Origin of the sequence: Pseudomonas fluorescens (assembly GCF_000802965.1) — a bacterium.
Taxonomy (GTDB): domain Bacteria; phylum Pseudomonadota; class Gammaproteobacteria; order Pseudomonadales; family Pseudomonadaceae; genus Aquipseudomonas; species Aquipseudomonas fluorescens_A.
Genome location: NZ_JSAK01000033.1, coordinates 145,110 through 159,743, shown reverse-complemented (window position 1 = coordinate 159,743; position 14,634 = coordinate 145,110). Strand labels below are relative to the sequence as shown.

Here is a 14,634-nt window from a genome sequence, read left to right as displayed (position 1 = left end):
GCCGCATGGTTCCCGTAATCGCCCTGGTGGGCCGACCGAACGTCGGCAAGTCCACCTTGTTCAACCGCCTGACCAGGACTCGCGACGCCATCGTCGGCGACTTGTCCGGTCTGACCCGTGATCGCCAATACGGTGAGGCCAAGTGGCAAGGGCGTTCCTACATTCTGGTCGACACCGGCGGTATCTCCGGTGACGAGCACGGTATGGACGAAAAAATGGCCGAGCAGTCGCTGCTGGCCATTGAAGAAGCGGATGTTGTGTTGTTCCTGGTAGATGCCAAGGCCGGTTTCACCGCCGCCGACCAGATGATCGCCGAGCATTTGCGCAAACGTAACAAGCGTTCCTACGTGGTGGCCAACAAAGTCGACAACATCGACCCTGAAATGGCCCGCGCCGAATTCGCTCCGTTGGGCATGGGCCACGCGATTCCGATCGCCGGTGCTCACGGCCGTGGCATCACCCAGATGCTGGAAATCGCCCTGAGCGACTTCCCGAAAGACGAAGAAGAGCCGGAAGAAGGCGAGGAAGAGATCGTTGCCGAAGGCGAGGAAGCCAAGCGCATTCCTGGCCCGAGCGAAAAAGACGGGATCAAGATCGCCATCATCGGCCGTCCGAACGTTGGCAAGTCGACCCTGGTCAACCGCATGCTCGGTGAAGACCGGGTTATCGTCTACGACCAACCCGGCACCACCCGCGACAGTATCTACATCCCGTTCGAACGGAATGAAGAGAAGTACACGCTGATCGACACCGCCGGTGTGCGCAAGCGCGGCAAGATCCACGAAGAAGTTGAAAAGTTCTCCGTGGTTAAAACCCTGCAAGCGATCAAAGACGCCAACGTGGTGATCTTCGTGATGGACGCCCGCGAAGGTGTGGTGGATCACGATCTCAACCTGCTGGGCTTCGCCATTGAGTCGGGTCGTGCACTGGTTATCGCGATCAACAAGTGGGACGGCATGACGCCGAGCGAGCGCGACTTCGTGAAGGTCGAGCTGCAGCGTCGCCTGTTCTTCGTTGACTACGCCGACATCCACTTCATCTCGGCGCTGCACGGCACTGGCGTGGGCAACCTCTACGCTTCCGTACAGAACTCGTTCAAGTCCGCGGTCACCCGCTGGCCAACCAACCGCCTCACCCAGATCCTGGAAGATGCGGTTGGCGAGCACGCGCCACCGATGGTCAACAACCGCCGGATCAAGCTGCGTTATGCCCACTTGGGTGGTGCTAACCCGCCGATCATCGTGATTCATGGTAACCAGATCGAGAAAGTGCCGAAGTCGTACGTTCGTTATCTGGAAAACACTTACCGTCGTGTGCTCAAGCTGGTCGGAACGCCGATCCGCATCGAGTTCAAGGGCGGCGAGAACCCGTACGAAGGCAACAAGAACTCGCTGACGGACCGTCAGGTCAACAAGAAGCGTCGCTTGATGTCGCACAACAAGAAGGCCGACAAGAAGCGCCGCGACAAGCGTTGATTCCTGAAGGCCGTCGTCCGCTCTTGTAGGAGCTGCCGCAGGCTGCGATCTTTTGATCTTGATCTTAAAAAAAACAAGATCAAAAGATCGCAGCCTGCGGCAGCTCCTACAGGGCTCGGTCATAAAAAGGGTGCTCACCAGAGCGCCCTTTTTTTATGGGCGCCGGATGGGCTATCCTCGGGCTCTCCCGCGCCGACGTAGAGCCGGGTGTAGAGCAGGGAATCACCAATGATCAGCAGTAAGCTGCCGAATGTCGGCATCACTATCTTCACTCAGATGTCTCAACTCGCGGCGCAGACCGGGGCAATCAACCTGTCCCAGGGTTTCCCCGATTTCGATGCCCCGCAGGCCCTGTGCGATGCAGTCGGCCGGCATATTGCCAGTGGCCACAACCAGTACTCACCGATGACCGGCCTGCCGGCGCTGCGTCAGCAGATTTCTGCGAAGATCGCGCGCAGCTATGGCGTCAACGTGGATGCCGACCATGAAGTGACGGTCACTCCTGGCGCCACTCAAGCGATCTTCTGTGCGATTCAGGCGGTTATCCACAACGGCGACGAAGTGATCGTGTTCGATCCTTGCTACGACAGTTACGAGCCCTCGGTGGAACTGGCCGGTGGTCGTTGCGTGCATGTGCAACTTGGGCTGAATGACTTCTCCATCGACTTCCAAAAGTTGGCTGACGCGATCACACCGCGCACGCGGATGATTGTGCTCAATACGCCGCACAACCCAAGCGGTGCGCTGATCAGCCGTGCCGAGCTGGATCAGTTGGCGGATTTGATCCGCGATCGCGAGATTTACATCGTCAGCGATGAAGTCTACGAACACCTGGTGTTCGACGGTGTGCCTCACGTCAGCGTGCTGAATCACGAAGAACTGTACCAGCGCGCGTTCGTAGTCAGTTCCTTCGGCAAGACTTACCACGTCACCGGATGGAAAACCGGCTATGTGGTCGCGCCGCCAGCCCTGACGGCGGAGCTGCGCAAGGTGCATCAATACGTCAGCTTCTGCGGCGTGACGCCGCTGCAATATGCTCTGGCTGATTTCATGGCCGAGCATCCGGAACACATCGATGAGCTGCCGGGTTTCTATCAGGCCAAGCGCGATCTTTTTTGCGATCTGCTAGCGCCTTCGCGTTTCAGTTTTACCCGGGTGACCGGCACGTATTTCCAGTTGGTCGATTATTCGCAGATCCGTCCGGACCTTAATGACGTGGAAATGGCGTTGTGGATGACCCGCGAACACGGCGTGGCAAGCATCCCGATCTCGGTGTTCTACCAGACGCCTCCCGAGGGCCAGCGCCTGGTGCGGCTGTGTTTTGCCAAACGCGAGGAGACGCTGCGTGAAGCAGCGGAAAAGCTATGCGTGATCTGAGTGCGCTGCCGAACCTGACCGTTGCGCTGATCCAGACCTCGCTGGCCTGGCATGACCGTCAGGCCAATCTGGAGCATTTCGAACCGTTGCTGGAACAGGCTCGGGGCGCTGATCTGATTATCCTGCCGGAGATGTTCACCACTGGATTTTCCATGGAGTCCGAGACCCTCGCCGAGCCGGAAAACGGTCCCACCAGCAAATGGCTGCGGGCTCAGGCAGCGAAGCTTGATGCGGTGATTACCGGCAGCGTCATCGTCCAGGCCGCCGACGGCAGCCATCGCAATCGTCTGTTGTGGGTTCGGCCGGATGGCGAGGTGTTGCACTACGACAAGCGCCATCTGTTCCGCATGGCCGGCGAACACAATCACTACACCCCCGGCGAGCGTCAGGTGCAGTTCGAACTCAAGGGCTGGCGCGTGCGGCCGTTGATTTGTTACGACCTGCGTTTCCCGGTGTGGAGTCGCGACGCCCAAGACACTGATTTACTGCTGTACACGGCGAACTGGCCGGGTGCACGGCGTCAGCACTGGAACCGCTTGCTGCCGGCTCGGGCGATTGAAAACCTCTGCTATGTGGCGGCGGTGAATCGCATTGGTACTGACGGTAAAGGCTTTGCGTATACCGGTGACAGTCAGGTACTGGATTTTCAGGGTGAAACGTTGCTCAGTGCGGGGGAGGCGGACGGGGTGTTCAAGGTAGTGCTGGATGCGGCGGAATTGGCGGCGTACCGCACAAGATTTCCGGCGAACCTGGATGCCGACACCTTCGAGTTCACCTGAGATTTTCGCTGCCTGACATGGCCTCATCGCGGGCAAGCCCGCTCCCACAGGGTATGTGGGTGTACATAAAACTTGTGTTCACAACGGTCAACTGTGGGAGCGGGCTTGCCCGCGATGGGGCCAGAACAGGCAACGCATAACCCGCAGACAAACAAAAAGGCCCCGAGATTCGCATCCCGGGGCCTTTTATATTTCTGCGAAGGCTTACGCCGCTTTCGCTTCCGGCTGGCTCAGCGAACGGTTCAGTGCGCTGAACAGCGCCTTGAAGCTGGCGGTGGTGATGTTTTCATCGATACCCACGCCGTGCACCGCACGTTCACCGTTCACACGCAGTTCAATGTAGGCCGCCGCCTTGGCATTGGTGCCCGCGCCGATGGCGTGTTCGTTGTAGTCCATGATTTCCACCGGGATCGGCAGGCCGGCCACCAGGGCCTCCAACGCGCCGTTGCCCTTGCCACGCCAGTGCAGGTTGGTTTCGCCCTGACCCTTGCTCGCCACTTCAACTTCGACGGCGCTGTTGCCGTTTTCTTCCTGCAGGCGATGGCTGACCAGCGCGTACGGGGTGTTGGCCTGCAGGTACTCGCTGATCAACAGCGAGTGAATCTGCTTGGCGGTCATTTCCAGGCCCAGGCGATCGGTTTCGCGCTGCACGACCTGGCTGAATTCGATCTGCATGCGACGCGGCAAGCTGATGCCGTATTCCTGTTCCAACAGGTAGGCGATACCGCCCTTGCCCGACTGGCTGTTGACGCGAATCACTGCCTCGTAGCTGCGGCCGATGTCGGCCGGGTCGATCGGCAAGTACGGCACTTCCCACAAGGCATCGGATTTCTGCTGGGCGAAGCCCTTGCGGATCGCATCCTGGTGGGAGCCGGAGAACGCGGTGTGCACCAGGTCGCCGACGTACGGGTGACGCGGGTGAACCTGGATCTGGTTGCACTCTTCGACGACTTTGCGCACGCCGTCGATGTCGGAAAAGTCCAGTTGAGGGTCGAGACCCTGGGTGTACATGTTCAGCGCCACGGTCACCAGGTCGACGTTACCGGTACGCTCGCCGTTGCCGAACAGGCAGCCTTCGACACGGTCCGCGCCAGCCATCAGGCCCAGCTCGGTGGCGGCCACGCCAGTGCCACGGTCGTTGTGGGTGTGCAGGCTGATGATCACGCTGTCACGACGGTTGATGTGACGGCCGAACCATTCGATCTGGTCGGCATAGATGTTCGGGGTCGCGCATTCCACGGTGGCCGGCAGGTTCAGAATCATCTTGTGCTCAGGCGTCGGGTTCCAGACCTCGATCACCGCGTCACAGACTTCCTTGGCGAATTCCAGCTCGGTAGCGCTGAAGGTTTCCGGCGAATATTCGAAGGTCCACTCGGTTTCAGGCTGCTGGGCCGCATATTTGACGAACAGCTTGGCTGCGCTGACAGCGATTTCCTTGATCCCGTCTTTGTCCTGGTTGAAGACAATGCGGCGGAAGGAAGGGGAGGTCGCGTTGTACAGGTGAACGATGGCTTTCTTCGCCCCGCGCAGGGATTCGAAAGTGCGCTCGATCAGGTCTTCACGGCCCTGGGTCAGCACCTGGATGGCGGTGTCGTCCGGGATGTGGCCGTCTTCGATCAGGGTGCGCACGAAGTCGAAGTCGGTTTGCGACGCGGCCGGGAACGAGGCTTCGATTTCTTTCACGCCGACCTGCACCAGGGTTTTCCAGAAGCGCAGCTTCTTGACGGCGTCCATCGGTTCGATCAGCGACTGGTTGCCATCACGCAGGTCGGAGCTGCACCAGATCGGCGCGGTGGTGATGGTTTTCGACGGCCAGGTACGGTCCGGGATATCGATGGTCGGGAACGCGCGGTATTTTGAAGACGGGTCTTTGAGCATGCTCATCGGGATAATCCTTATTGTGTGGGCCGAAAAAAGGCGGCCTGCCGGTGGATCAAAATGTTCTGGGGTGGAGCGTAAGACGAGGCGCTGCGATTCAGCCCGGCAGTCGTGCGCTGACTAGGCACAAACTGCGGTGCTGGCGAAGCTGAATGAGGGTGTGAGAGGTTTTCATGCCTTCAACCCTAACCGCGAGGGGGAAGGATGGCAAGCAGTCGAAAAAAATTGAGAGGAATACTCGTGACGCCGTATTTATCGAGATTTTATTGCTCTGGTTCATGGCGATCGTTCGGTTGTTTGCGCAAGGTTTGAGCGATGCGCAATCGAGGGTTTCGGCGCCGGACGGTGTCAGTGAAGCTATTCTTAAAGCCTCGATTGGCAAGCAGGAGTCGGTGATGAACGAGTCCGATTGGAAGCTCTATTGCGTGTTGCGCCCGTTGGCCCGTGAGCGGATGTGCGTGCGGATTCTGGCGGATGTGGAAAAAACGGTGCTGGACAAGAGCATTGCGCCCTACGAACGGATTGATGCCAGCGAGGAAACACTCAAGGCGGGGCAGAAGGAGCTGTATTGGGCGTTTGGCGTGTTCAGGTTTTCACGTCACGAAGCGCGTTCGCATCTGCTCGGGTTGTGTGCCCGGGAGTTGATCTCGGGTGAGGAATTGATGGGTTTCTCGCAGGAAACTCAGGAGTGGATCAAGCATTGCCTGGCGGATCGCGAGGTGCATGGGATTGAGGATTTGGAGGCGGAGTAAGTGCCTGTGCAATCGCCATCGCGGGCAAGCCCGCTCCCACAGTTGGCGATGGTGTTCATAACATTTATGTACGTCGCCGAACCTGTGGGAGCGGGCTTGCCCGCGATGGGGGAATCCGCTTCACCCAATAACTAAGGCTGAAACGCCCCGATAAAAATCGCCGGATCCACCCGCGCGTCATTCAGGCTGACATTCCAGTGCATATGAGGCCCGGTCGCCCGGCCGGTCGCGCCGACCTTGCCCACCACACCACCGCGAGCCAATTGCTGCCCGACCTTCACGTCGATTTTCGACATATGGCAAAACATGCTGATAAAGCCCTGGCCGTGATCGACAAACACCGTGTTGCCATTGAAGAAGTAGTTGCCGATCAGGATTACTTTGCCGGCGGCCGGGGTCTTGATTGGTGTGCCAGCGCCCACGGCGAAATCCAGGCCGGAGTGAGGATTGCGTTCTTCACCGTTGAAGAAGCGGCGCACACCGAACTTGCTCGACAGCGGGCCGTTGACCGGTTTGTCCAGCAACAGGTTGCTCGGGGTGTTCGGGCTGAAGGTGCGATAAGCGGCAATCTGTTCGGCCAGTTCACGCTCGATGCGCTTGAGGTTGTCCGGGTCCGGATTGACTTGCTGGGTGTTCTTCAGGGTAATGCGTTGTTCCGGATACTTCTTGTTGCCGACGGTGAAACTCAGGTTGCGGCCGCCGCTGCTAATGGACTGGGCACCCGGTTTGACCGTCAGCGGTACGCCGACAATCGCCAGCCAGTTGTTCTGCTCCTTGACCACCAACACCGGTTTGCCCTGATAACTGGCCTTCGGCGCTTGCGCGGAAGCGCCCAGGTCGACGACGACCACGCCGCCCGGCACCGGTTTATTCAACAGGCGGGTGATGTAGCTGTCGGCATGGGCGTTGAAAGTCAGGCACAGCAACAGCAGCGAAGCGAAAAAACGCGGCATGGATCAATCCAGTAAAGAAAGGGTGACAGGCGTCAGGTGATTGTCTTCGACCCGTACTTGCAGCTCGCCTTCGCCGAGTTTGGCTTTCAGGCGCTGGCCGGTATGAGTCTGCGCGGCGTTGCGGATCGCGTTGCCGCGCTCATCGAGCAAAATGCTGTAGCCACGGCCGAGGGTCGCCAGCGGGCTGACTACGTGCAACGTCTGCATCTGGCTTTGCAGTTGCAAGCGACGGCTTTTCAGTCCTTCGCGGATGGCGCGGGGCAGGCGTTCGGCGAGGCTGTCGAGGCGTTGGCGCAGCATCGCCAGTTGCCGACCGGGATGTTGCCCGGCCAAACGCGTCTCCAATCGGATCAATCGTTCGCGGCGGGTATTGAGACTGCGCTCGAAGGCGCGGCGCATGCGCATGTCCAGATCATCCAGACGCTGCGCTTGCTGGCGCAGGCGTTCGCCGGGATGGCGCAGGCGACGGGAGATGCCTTCCAGACGTAGCCGATCACGCATCAGGCGGTCGCGCATGCGCATCACCAAGCGGCGATGCAAGCTTTCGACCCGGCGCACCAGGTCGCTGGAATCCGGCGCGAGCAGTTCGGCAGCGGCGGACGGTGTCGGCGCGCGAACGTCGGCCACGAAATCGCTGATCGACACATCCGTTTCATGGCCGACGGCGCTGACGATCGGCGTCACGCACGCATCCACAGCGCGGGCCACGGCTTCTTCGTTGAAGCACCAGAGATCTTCCAGAGAGCCGCCGCCACGGGCCAGGATCAGCGCGTCGAAACCACGGGCATCCGACAGTTTCAGGGCGCGGACAATTTGCGCGGTAGCTTCACGGCCTTGCACGGCGGTGGGGATCAGCGTCAGTTGAATCTGCGGCGCACGGCGGCGGAACACGCTGATGATGTCGCGGATCACCGCGCCGGTCGGCGAACTGATGATGCCAATGCGTTGCGGATGGGCCGGCAAGGGCACTTTGCGCTCGGCGCTGAACAGGCCTTCGGCGCTGAGTTTTTCCTTCAAGGCATCGAAGGCCAGACGCAAGGCGCCATCACCGGCCGGCTCCACGGTGTCGAGGATCAACTGGTAATCGCCGCGCCCTTCGAACAGCGAGACCTTGCCGCGCACCTTGACTGCCAGACCGTCCTTCAGCGCCTGGCGGACTCGCGCGGCGTTCTGCCGGAACAGTGCGCAACGTACTTGGGCGCCGCTGTCCTTGAGGGTGAAGTACACGTGGCCGGACGCCGGGCGGGCGAGGTTGGAGATTTCGCCCTCGACCCAAATGTTGCTGAACACGTCTTCGAGCAACACCCGCGCACGGCCGTTGAGCTGGCTGACGGTCAGGACTTCGCGGTCGAGGCCGAGTCTTGCAAAGGGATCTTTAATCATGGGGCGCATGATAAAGGCATTCTCCAGCTGAATGCACGATCCCTTGTAGGAGCTGCCGAAGGCTGCGATCTTTTGATGTTCAAAGGGCAAGATCAAAAGATCGCAGCCTGCGGCAGCTCCTACAGGGATTGGGTGAAATGTTCGATTTGTTGGGTCAATGGAATTTTGGTGGGGTGGGCTGGCTGGTGATCGGGGCGGGGATCGCCCTGGCGTATATCGTGTTTGGCATTGCCGGTTTCGGCACGGCGTTGGTGGCCGGGCCGATTCTGATTCTGTTCATGCCGTTGTCGAAAATCGTACCGCTGCTGGTGTTGCTGGATTTCGTCGCGGCGTTCGGCAATCTGTTGCCCTCACGGCGCGATGTGGCCAAGCCGGAGTTGCTACGGTTGCTGCCCTGCATGGCGGTGGGTTGTACCTTGGGCGTGATTTTCCTGCTGAACCTGAAATCCGATCTGTTGCTGTTGTTGATGGGGCTGTTTATCAGCGCCTATGCGATTTACAGCTTGTGGATAAAAGTCCGGCCGGAGCAGTTGTCCGCAGCCTGGGCGGTGCCGATGGGAACAGTGGGTGGGATGTTCGGTGCGTTGTTTGGCAGTGGTGGGTTTTTGTATGCGATCTATCTGAACAGTCGTCTGCCAAAAGATGAGGCGAGGGCGACGCAAAGTGCGTTGATCAGCTGCAGCACGGTGGTGCGCTTGAGCTTGTTTGCGATAGCGGGCGTGTATGCCGAGTTGCCCTTGCTGGTGTTGGCGCTGTGCTTGTTGCCGGTGATGGCGCTGGGGCTGTGGGTCGGTCGGCGGCTGACGATGCGTTTGTCCCGGGAAGCGTTTGTGCGATTGGTGACGTGGTTGGTGTTGGCTAGCGGGATTGCCCTGATTGGCCGCTATCTGAGCGCTTGATCACCATCCCTGTGGCGAGGGAGCTTGCTCCCGCTGGGTCGCGTAGCGACCCCAAAAGGATTGATGCCGGATTTCAGAAAAAAATGGCTGACAGGTGATTGGGCTGCTGCGCAGCCCAGCGGGAGCAAGCTCCCTCGCCACAAAGATTTTTTCGCGCTTGGATCAGTCGTTGTACTGGCTCAACAACCGTTCCATCCGCGCACTGAGGCGGCGTTTGATTTCGGTTTCGATGTGCGGCGCGAAGTCGTCGATCACGTCTTGCATGATCAATTGCGCTGCGGCGCGCAGTTCGTTGTCGAGGTACAGCAGGGCGTCGGCGTTTTTGCTGGCGCTCGGTGCCGGTGCCGGTTCGGCAGCAGGCTTGGGGGGGGGCGGTGCGACAGTCGGCGCAGGTTCGCTGACGGTATCGAACAGCATTGGAATCTGTTCCTGGTCACCGTCCTCGACCGTGTCGGTCAGCAGCGGTGGTTGCAGGTTGTCATCGCCGAGCAATTGGCGGATCGACTCAAGGTCGTCCAGCAGGTGCGCGGAATCTTGCAGCGGTTTTGGAGTGTCCATCGGAATGCTCAGAGTCGCTGTAAACGGTGATCTTGCAGAGGATAGCCCTGTTCGCGGTAGAAACGGAAACTCTCCCGCGCGGCCTGGCGTATCACCGGATCTTCGACCACCACTTCCGCCACGCGGGCAAAGCGTTGGGCAAAGGCCGGCACTTTCAGGTCGAGGTTGACCAGCAGGTCCTGATGCTGACCGCAGTCATCGCCTAAACCCAGCACGATCAGGCTGTCCGGTTCGCTTTCAGCAGGAGCGTGGGGCACGAAGCTTTCACCTTTGAAGGTCCACAGGCGCGCATCGAGATCGTCGCGTTGAGCCGCATCACTGCAATGCAGGTAGACGCGGTGGCCCATGCGCCAGGCTTTCTCGGTGAGCTTGCAAGCAAAATCCAGACGTGCCGAAGGATCGGCGCTGGGCAGGATATAGAAGTCGACTTTGGTCATTGCGGTTCCTGAGCCTTTGGCGGCGTTACTCGAAAGCGACGCCGCCAAAGGTCATTGGTTTCAGGCTTTGGCGCGGTCCAGCAGGTATTGGGTCAGCAGTGGAACCGGACGGCCAGTGGCGCCCTTGTCCTTGCCACCGCTGGTCCAGGCAGTGCCTGCGATGTCCAGGTGCGCCCAGTTCAGGTTCTTGGTGAAGCGCGACAGGAAGCAGGCAGCGGTGATGGTGCCGGCTTTCGGGCCGCCGATGTTGGCGATGTCGGCGAACGGGCTGTCCAGTTGCTCCTGATACTCATCGAACAGCGGCAGTTGCCAGGCGCGGTCGTCGGCAGCCTTGCCGGCGCTCAGCAGCTGGCCGATCAATTCGTCGTTGTTGCCCAGCAGGCCGGAAGTGTGGGAGCCCAGTGCAACCACGCAGGCGCCGGTCAGGGTCGCAATGTCGATGACCGCTTGCGGTTTGAAGCGCTCGGAGTAGGTCAGGGCGTCGCACAGCACCAGACGGCCTTCGGCGTCGGTGTTGAGGATTTCCACGGTCTGGCCGCTCATGGTCGTGACGATGTCGCCCGGGCGCGAAGCGTTGCCGCTCGGCATGTTCTCGGCGCAGGCCAGGATGCACACCAGGTTGATTGGCAGCTTCAGCTCCAGCACGGCACGCAAGGTGCCGAATACGCTGGCAGCGCCGCCCATGTCGTACTTCATTTCATCCATGCCGGCGCCCGGTTTCAGGCTGATGCCGCCGGTGTCGAAGGTGATGCCTTTACCGACCAGCGCGTATGGCTTCTCGGATTTCTTGCCGCCGTTGTATTGCATGACGATCAGGCGCGGAGGCTGGGCGCTGCCCTGGCCAACGGCGTAGAACGAGCCCATGCCCAGCGCCTTGATTTTCTTCTCGTCGAGGACTTCGACTTTCAGGTCCTTGAACTCTTTGCCGAGGTCTTTGGCTTGCTCACCGAGGAAAGTCGGGTGGCAGATGTTCGGCGGCAGGTTGCCCAGGTTGCGGGTGAAAGCCATGCCGTTGGCGATCGCGGTCGCGTGGTTCACGGCGCGCTGCACTTCAGCCTGTGCAGCCTTGATGGTCACCAGGGTGATTTTCTTCAGGGCGCGCGGCTCGGCTTTCTGGCTCTTGAACTGATCGAACTGGTATTCGCCATCGACCAGGGTTTCGGCCAGCAGACGGGTCTTGCCGTAGCTGTCACGACCCTTGACCACCACTTCGTCCAGCGCCAGAACAGCATCGCTGCCGGCCAAGCCTTTCAGCGTGTTGAGCACGCCGGCGATGATTTTGCGGAAAGGGCGGTCGCCCAGTTCTTCATCCTTGCCTACGCCGACCAACAACACACGTTCGGCTTTCAGGTTCGGCAGGCTGTGCAGCAACAGGCTCTGGCCGACTTTGCCGGCCAGGTCACCGCGCTTGAGCACGGCGCTGATCGCACCACCGCTGAGTTCGTCGAGTTGTTTGGCAGCGGCACCGAGCTTGCGGCCTTCGCTAACGGCGACGACCAGCGTGGCGGTCTTCAACGTTTCCGGGTTAACGCTTTTTACAACCAGTTCCATGTCCGGGTCCCTGAATTGATGGTCATCACGCAAGCGCTCGACAAGTTAAAGGCGTCGCTTGCTTATAAATAGGAAGGCGCCAGTACCTGCCGGCGACAAAGGCCGCAGTTTGAACCTCGCCAGCGGCGCCTGACAACCCTCGGTTGTACGATTGTAGGAGCGAGCCTGCTCGCGAGAAACCTGAGGCCACCGTGGGGTTTCAGACTTCCCGCGTTATCGTTGACGACCATCTCGAGCAAGCTTGCTCCTACACCCCCGCACCAATGCGCAGTGACAGGCGCACTCAATCACAGGATAATGCGCCATCTTTTTCGGCGGCTCTGCCTTGCGGGCTGTCTGATGTGTTTGCTTGTTTGGCCGCCTTAGCCTGACAACCCTGGAGTGTCTGGTTTGATCGTCTTCCGTTATCTATCCCGCGAAGTCCTGTTGACCTTGAGCGCCGTCAGCGCCGTGCTGCTGGTCATCATCATGAGCGGGCGTTTCATCAAATACCTCGCCCAGGCGGCGTCGGGTCTGCTGGACCCGGGCTCGCTATTCCTGATCATGGGCTTCCGTCTGCCCGGTTTTCTTCAGCTGATCCTGCCGCTGGGGCTGTTTCTCGGGATCCTGCTGGCCTACGGTCGCTTGTACCTTGAAAGCGAAATGACTGTGCTGTCGGCCACCGGCATGAGCCAGCAACGCCTGTTCCGCATGACCCTATTCCCGGCCACGCTGGTGGCACTGGTCGTGGCCTGGTTGAGCCTGAGCCTGGCACCACAAGGTGCCAATCAGTTTCAACTGCTGCTGAACAAGCAAGATGCCCTGACCGAGTTCGATACCCTGGAGCCCGGCCGCTTCCAGGCCCTGCGCGACGGAACACGGGTGACGTATACCGAACAGCTGTCGGATGACCGTGTCAATCTGGGTGGCGTGTTCATCTCGCAAAAGAACGTCAATTCCGACAAGAAGGATCGCGGGATCTCCGTGCTGGTGGCCGAGAAGGGCCGTCAGGAAATCCGCCCTGACGGCAACCGCTACCTGATCCTCGACAATGGCTACCGCTACGACGGTAATCCCGGGCAAGCCGATTACCGCGCGATCAAGTACGAAGAATATGGCGTGTTGCTGCCAAAGCCTGATGTCAGCGACGAAGTGACCGACCGTGACGCGATGACCACCGCTTCCTTGCTGGGCAGTGACGACATCCGTTCCCGCACCGAGCTGCAATGGCGCCTGTCCTTGCCGTTGCTGGTGTTCATCGTCACCTTGATGGCGGTGCCGCTGTCACGGGTCAATCCGCGTCAGGGCCGTTTCCTCAAGCTGCTGCCGGCGATTCTCCTTTACATGGCTTACCTGACCATCCTGATTGCCGCTCGCGGCGCCCTGGAAAAGGGCAAGATCCCGCCGGCGTTGGGGTTGTGGTGGGTGCACGGGATCTTCCTGGTCATTGGCCTGGGCCTGCTCTATTGGGAACCTTTGCGCTTGAAGATGGCGAGTCGCCGTAGCGCGCAGGAGGTGGCCCGTGGTTAAGCTCGATCGCTACATTGGTAGCAGCGTATTCATGGCGATCCTGGCGGTACTGGGGATCATTCTCGGTCTGGCGACACTGTTCGCGTTCATCGACGAGATGAGCGAAGTCAGCGATACCTACACCTTGGTCGACGTGGCAAGTTACGTACTGCTGACCGCGCCGCGACGTCTGTACGACATGCTGCCGATGGCGGCATTGATCGGTTGCCTGATCGGCCTCGGCAGCCTGGCCAGTAACAGCGAGCTGACCATCATGCGTGCGGCTGGCGTCTCGATCGGACGGATCGTCTGGGCCGTGATGAAGCCGATGCTGATCCTGATGGTCGTTGGTGTCTTGATCGGTGAATACGTCGCGCCGGCCACCGAAGTGACTGCTCAGGCCAATCGTTCCCTGGCTCAGGGCGGGGGCGATGCACAAAGCGCCAAGCATGGTCTGTGGCACCGCCAGGGTGACGAGTTCATTCACGTCAACTCTGTCCAGCCTAATGGCCTGCTGTACGGCGTCACCCGTTATCGTTTCGATAATGAGCGTCATATGCTGTCCTCCAGCTTCGCCAAGCGGGCGCAGTTTGACCAGGATCACTGGCAGTTGAGCGACGTCACCACAACGCTGTTCCATGAGAAGAGCACCGAGGTGGTTTCCGCGCCTGTTGAGCGTTGGGATGTGGCTTTGAGCCCGCAACTGTTGAGTACGGTGGTGATGTCGCCGGACACGCTGTCGATCAGCGGCTTGTGGGGTTACATCCACTACCTGGCGGACCAGGGGTTGAGCAATGGCCGCTACTGGCTGGCATTTTGGGTCAAGGTGTTGCAGCCGTTGGTCACCGCTGCACTGGTACTGATGGCGATTTCATTCATCTTCGGTCCGTTGCGTTCGGTGACCCTTGGTCAGCGAGTGTTTACTGGCGTGCTGGTGGGCTTCACGTTCCGTATTGCCCAGGATTTGCTGGGGCCTTCGAGCCTGGTGTTTGGCTTCTCGCCGCTGTTTGCGGTGCTGGTGCCGGCCGGTATCTGTGCCTTGGCCGGATTCTGGTTATTGCGTCGCGCCGGTTAAGGGCGGGGCTTTCCCGACTTCACTGGTCA

General features: G+C 59.9%; 13 protein-coding genes. 7 read left to right on the top strand and 6 right to left on the bottom strand.

Going from position 1 to position 14,634, the window contains the following annotated elements; genetic code table 11:
• The first annotated feature begins 5 nt into the window (after positions 1–5).
• The 3 genes from der to NL64_RS25415 all read left to right on the top strand — a co-directional run bounded on the left by der (position 6) and on the right by NL64_RS25415 (position 3,631).
• A complete protein-coding gene (gene der / locus NL64_RS25425; protein WP_034150831.1) occupies positions 6–1,475 on the top strand; it encodes a ribosome biogenesis GTPase Der in 1,470 nt (489 codons plus the stop codon).
• Positions 1,476–1,703: 228 nt separating this feature from the next.
• The gene (locus NL64_RS25420) at positions 1,704–2,852 is read left to right on the top strand and encodes a pyridoxal phosphate-dependent aminotransferase (protein WP_034150830.1); all 1,149 of its coding nucleotides are present in this window, start codon (positions 1,704–1,706) and stop codon (positions 2,850–2,852) included.
• The gene (locus NL64_RS25415; protein ID WP_034150829.1) at positions 2,840–3,631 is read left to right on the top strand and encodes an amidohydrolase; all 792 of its coding nucleotides are present in this window, start codon (positions 2,840–2,842) and stop codon (positions 3,629–3,631) included. The genes NL64_RS25420 and NL64_RS25415 overlap by 13 nt, the downstream gene beginning before the upstream one ends.
• A gap of 204 nt (positions 3,632–3,835) precedes the next feature.
• On the opposite strand, the gene leuA is transcribed toward NL64_RS25415, so the two are convergent.
• On the bottom strand, positions 3,836–5,515 hold the full coding sequence (gene leuA, locus NL64_RS25410; protein ID WP_034150828.1) for a 2-isopropylmalate synthase: 1,680 nt from the start codon (positions 5,513–5,515) through the stop codon (positions 3,836–3,838).
• A 389-nt stretch (positions 5,516–5,904) separates the two neighbouring features.
• Here leuA and NL64_RS25405 point away from each other — a divergent pair, with 389 nt between their 5' ends.
• Positions 5,905–6,261 carry a hypothetical protein gene (locus NL64_RS25405; protein ID WP_034150876.1) on the top strand — a complete coding sequence of 119 codons (357 nt, stop codon included), beginning with the start codon at positions 5,905–5,907 and terminating at the stop codon, positions 6,259–6,261.
• A 131-nt stretch (positions 6,262–6,392) separates the two neighbouring features.
• Here NL64_RS25405 and NL64_RS25400 read toward each other — a convergent pair whose 3' ends face one another.
• The gene (locus tag NL64_RS25400; protein ID WP_034150827.1) at positions 6,393–7,214 is read right to left on the bottom strand and encodes a M23 family metallopeptidase; all 822 of its coding nucleotides are present in this window, start codon (positions 7,212–7,214) and stop codon (positions 6,393–6,395) included.
• Between the two features lie 3 nt (positions 7,215–7,217).
• Positions 7,218–8,597 carry an exodeoxyribonuclease VII large subunit gene (gene xseA, locus NL64_RS25395; RefSeq protein ID WP_034150875.1) on the bottom strand — a complete coding sequence of 460 codons (1,380 nt, stop codon included), beginning with the start codon at positions 8,595–8,597 and terminating at the stop codon, positions 7,218–7,220.
• A 137-nt stretch (positions 8,598–8,734) separates the two neighbouring features.
• On the opposite strand from xseA, the gene NL64_RS25390 reads away from it, so the two are divergent.
• Entirely contained in the window at positions 8,735–9,496 is a 762-nt protein-coding gene (locus tag NL64_RS25390) for a sulfite exporter TauE/SafE family protein (protein ID WP_034150826.1), read from the top strand.
• Between the two features lie 162 nt (positions 9,497–9,658).
• Here NL64_RS25390 and NL64_RS25385 read toward each other — a convergent pair whose 3' ends face one another.
• The 3 genes from NL64_RS25385 to NL64_RS25375 are packed head-to-tail and all read right to left on the bottom strand — an operon-like array spanning position 9,659 to position 12,042.
• On the bottom strand, positions 9,659–10,054 hold the full coding sequence (locus tag NL64_RS25385) for a hypothetical protein (RefSeq protein WP_034150825.1): 396 nt from the start codon (positions 10,052–10,054) through the stop codon (positions 9,659–9,661).
• Between the two features lie 8 nt (positions 10,055–10,062).
• Positions 10,063–10,491, bottom strand: a complete 429-nt coding sequence (locus tag NL64_RS25380) for a DNA polymerase III subunit chi (RefSeq protein WP_034150824.1) — start codon at positions 10,489–10,491, stop codon at positions 10,063–10,065.
• Between the two features lie 60 nt (positions 10,492–10,551).
• The gene (locus NL64_RS25375) at positions 10,552–12,042 is read right to left on the bottom strand and encodes a leucyl aminopeptidase (protein ID WP_034150823.1); all 1,491 of its coding nucleotides are present in this window, start codon (positions 12,040–12,042) and stop codon (positions 10,552–10,554) included.
• Between the two features lie 390 nt (positions 12,043–12,432).
• On the opposite strand from NL64_RS25375, the gene lptF reads away from it, so the two are divergent.
• Positions 12,433–13,551: an LPS export ABC transporter permease LptF gene (lptF, locus tag NL64_RS25370; protein ID WP_034150822.1), complete on the top strand. Its 1,119-nt coding sequence runs from the start codon at positions 12,433–12,435 to the stop codon at positions 13,549–13,551.
• Positions 13,544–14,605, top strand: a complete 1,062-nt coding sequence (gene lptG, locus NL64_RS25365; protein ID WP_034150821.1) for an LPS export ABC transporter permease LptG — start codon at positions 13,544–13,546, stop codon at positions 14,603–14,605. Before lptF ends, lptG begins: the two co-directional genes overlap by 8 nt.
• Positions 14,606–14,634 lie beyond the last annotated feature (29 nt).

Bases quoted from the DNA above. Each gene is read 5' to 3' on its own strand.
- NL64_RS25380 (WP_034150824.1), bottom strand. From the start codon at position 10,491: ATGACCAAAGTCGACTTCTATATCCTGCCCAGCGCCGATCCTTCGGCA.
- der (WP_034150831.1), top strand. From the start codon at position 6: ATGGTTCCCGTAATCGCCCTGGTGGGCCGACCGAACGTCGGCAAGTCC.
- NL64_RS25390 (WP_034150826.1), top strand. From the start codon at position 8,735: ATGTTCGATTTGTTGGGTCAATGGAATTTTGGTGGGGTGGGCTGGCTG.
- NL64_RS25400 (WP_034150827.1), bottom strand. From the start codon at position 7,214: ATGCCGCGTTTTTTCGCTTCGCTGCTGTTGCTGTGCCTGACTTTCAAC.
- xseA (WP_034150875.1), bottom strand. From the start codon at position 8,597: ATGATTAAAGATCCCTTTGCAAGACTCGGCCTCGACCGCGAAGTCCTG.
- NL64_RS25385 (WP_034150825.1), bottom strand. From the start codon at position 10,054: ATGGACACTCCAAAACCGCTGCAAGATTCCGCGCACCTGCTGGACGAC.
- NL64_RS25375 (WP_034150823.1), bottom strand. From the start codon at position 12,042: ATGGAACTGGTTGTAAAAAGCGTTAACCCGGAAACGTTGAAGACCGCC.
- NL64_RS25415 (WP_034150829.1), top strand. From the start codon at position 2,840: ATGCGTGATCTGAGTGCGCTGCCGAACCTGACCGTTGCGCTGATCCAG.
- NL64_RS25420 (WP_034150830.1), top strand. From the start codon at position 1,704: ATGATCAGCAGTAAGCTGCCGAATGTCGGCATCACTATCTTCACTCAG.
- NL64_RS25405 (WP_034150876.1), top strand. From the start codon at position 5,905: ATGAACGAGTCCGATTGGAAGCTCTATTGCGTGTTGCGCCCGTTGGCC.
- leuA (WP_034150828.1), bottom strand. From the start codon at position 5,515: ATGAGCATGCTCAAAGACCCGTCTTCAAAATACCGCGCGTTCCCGACC.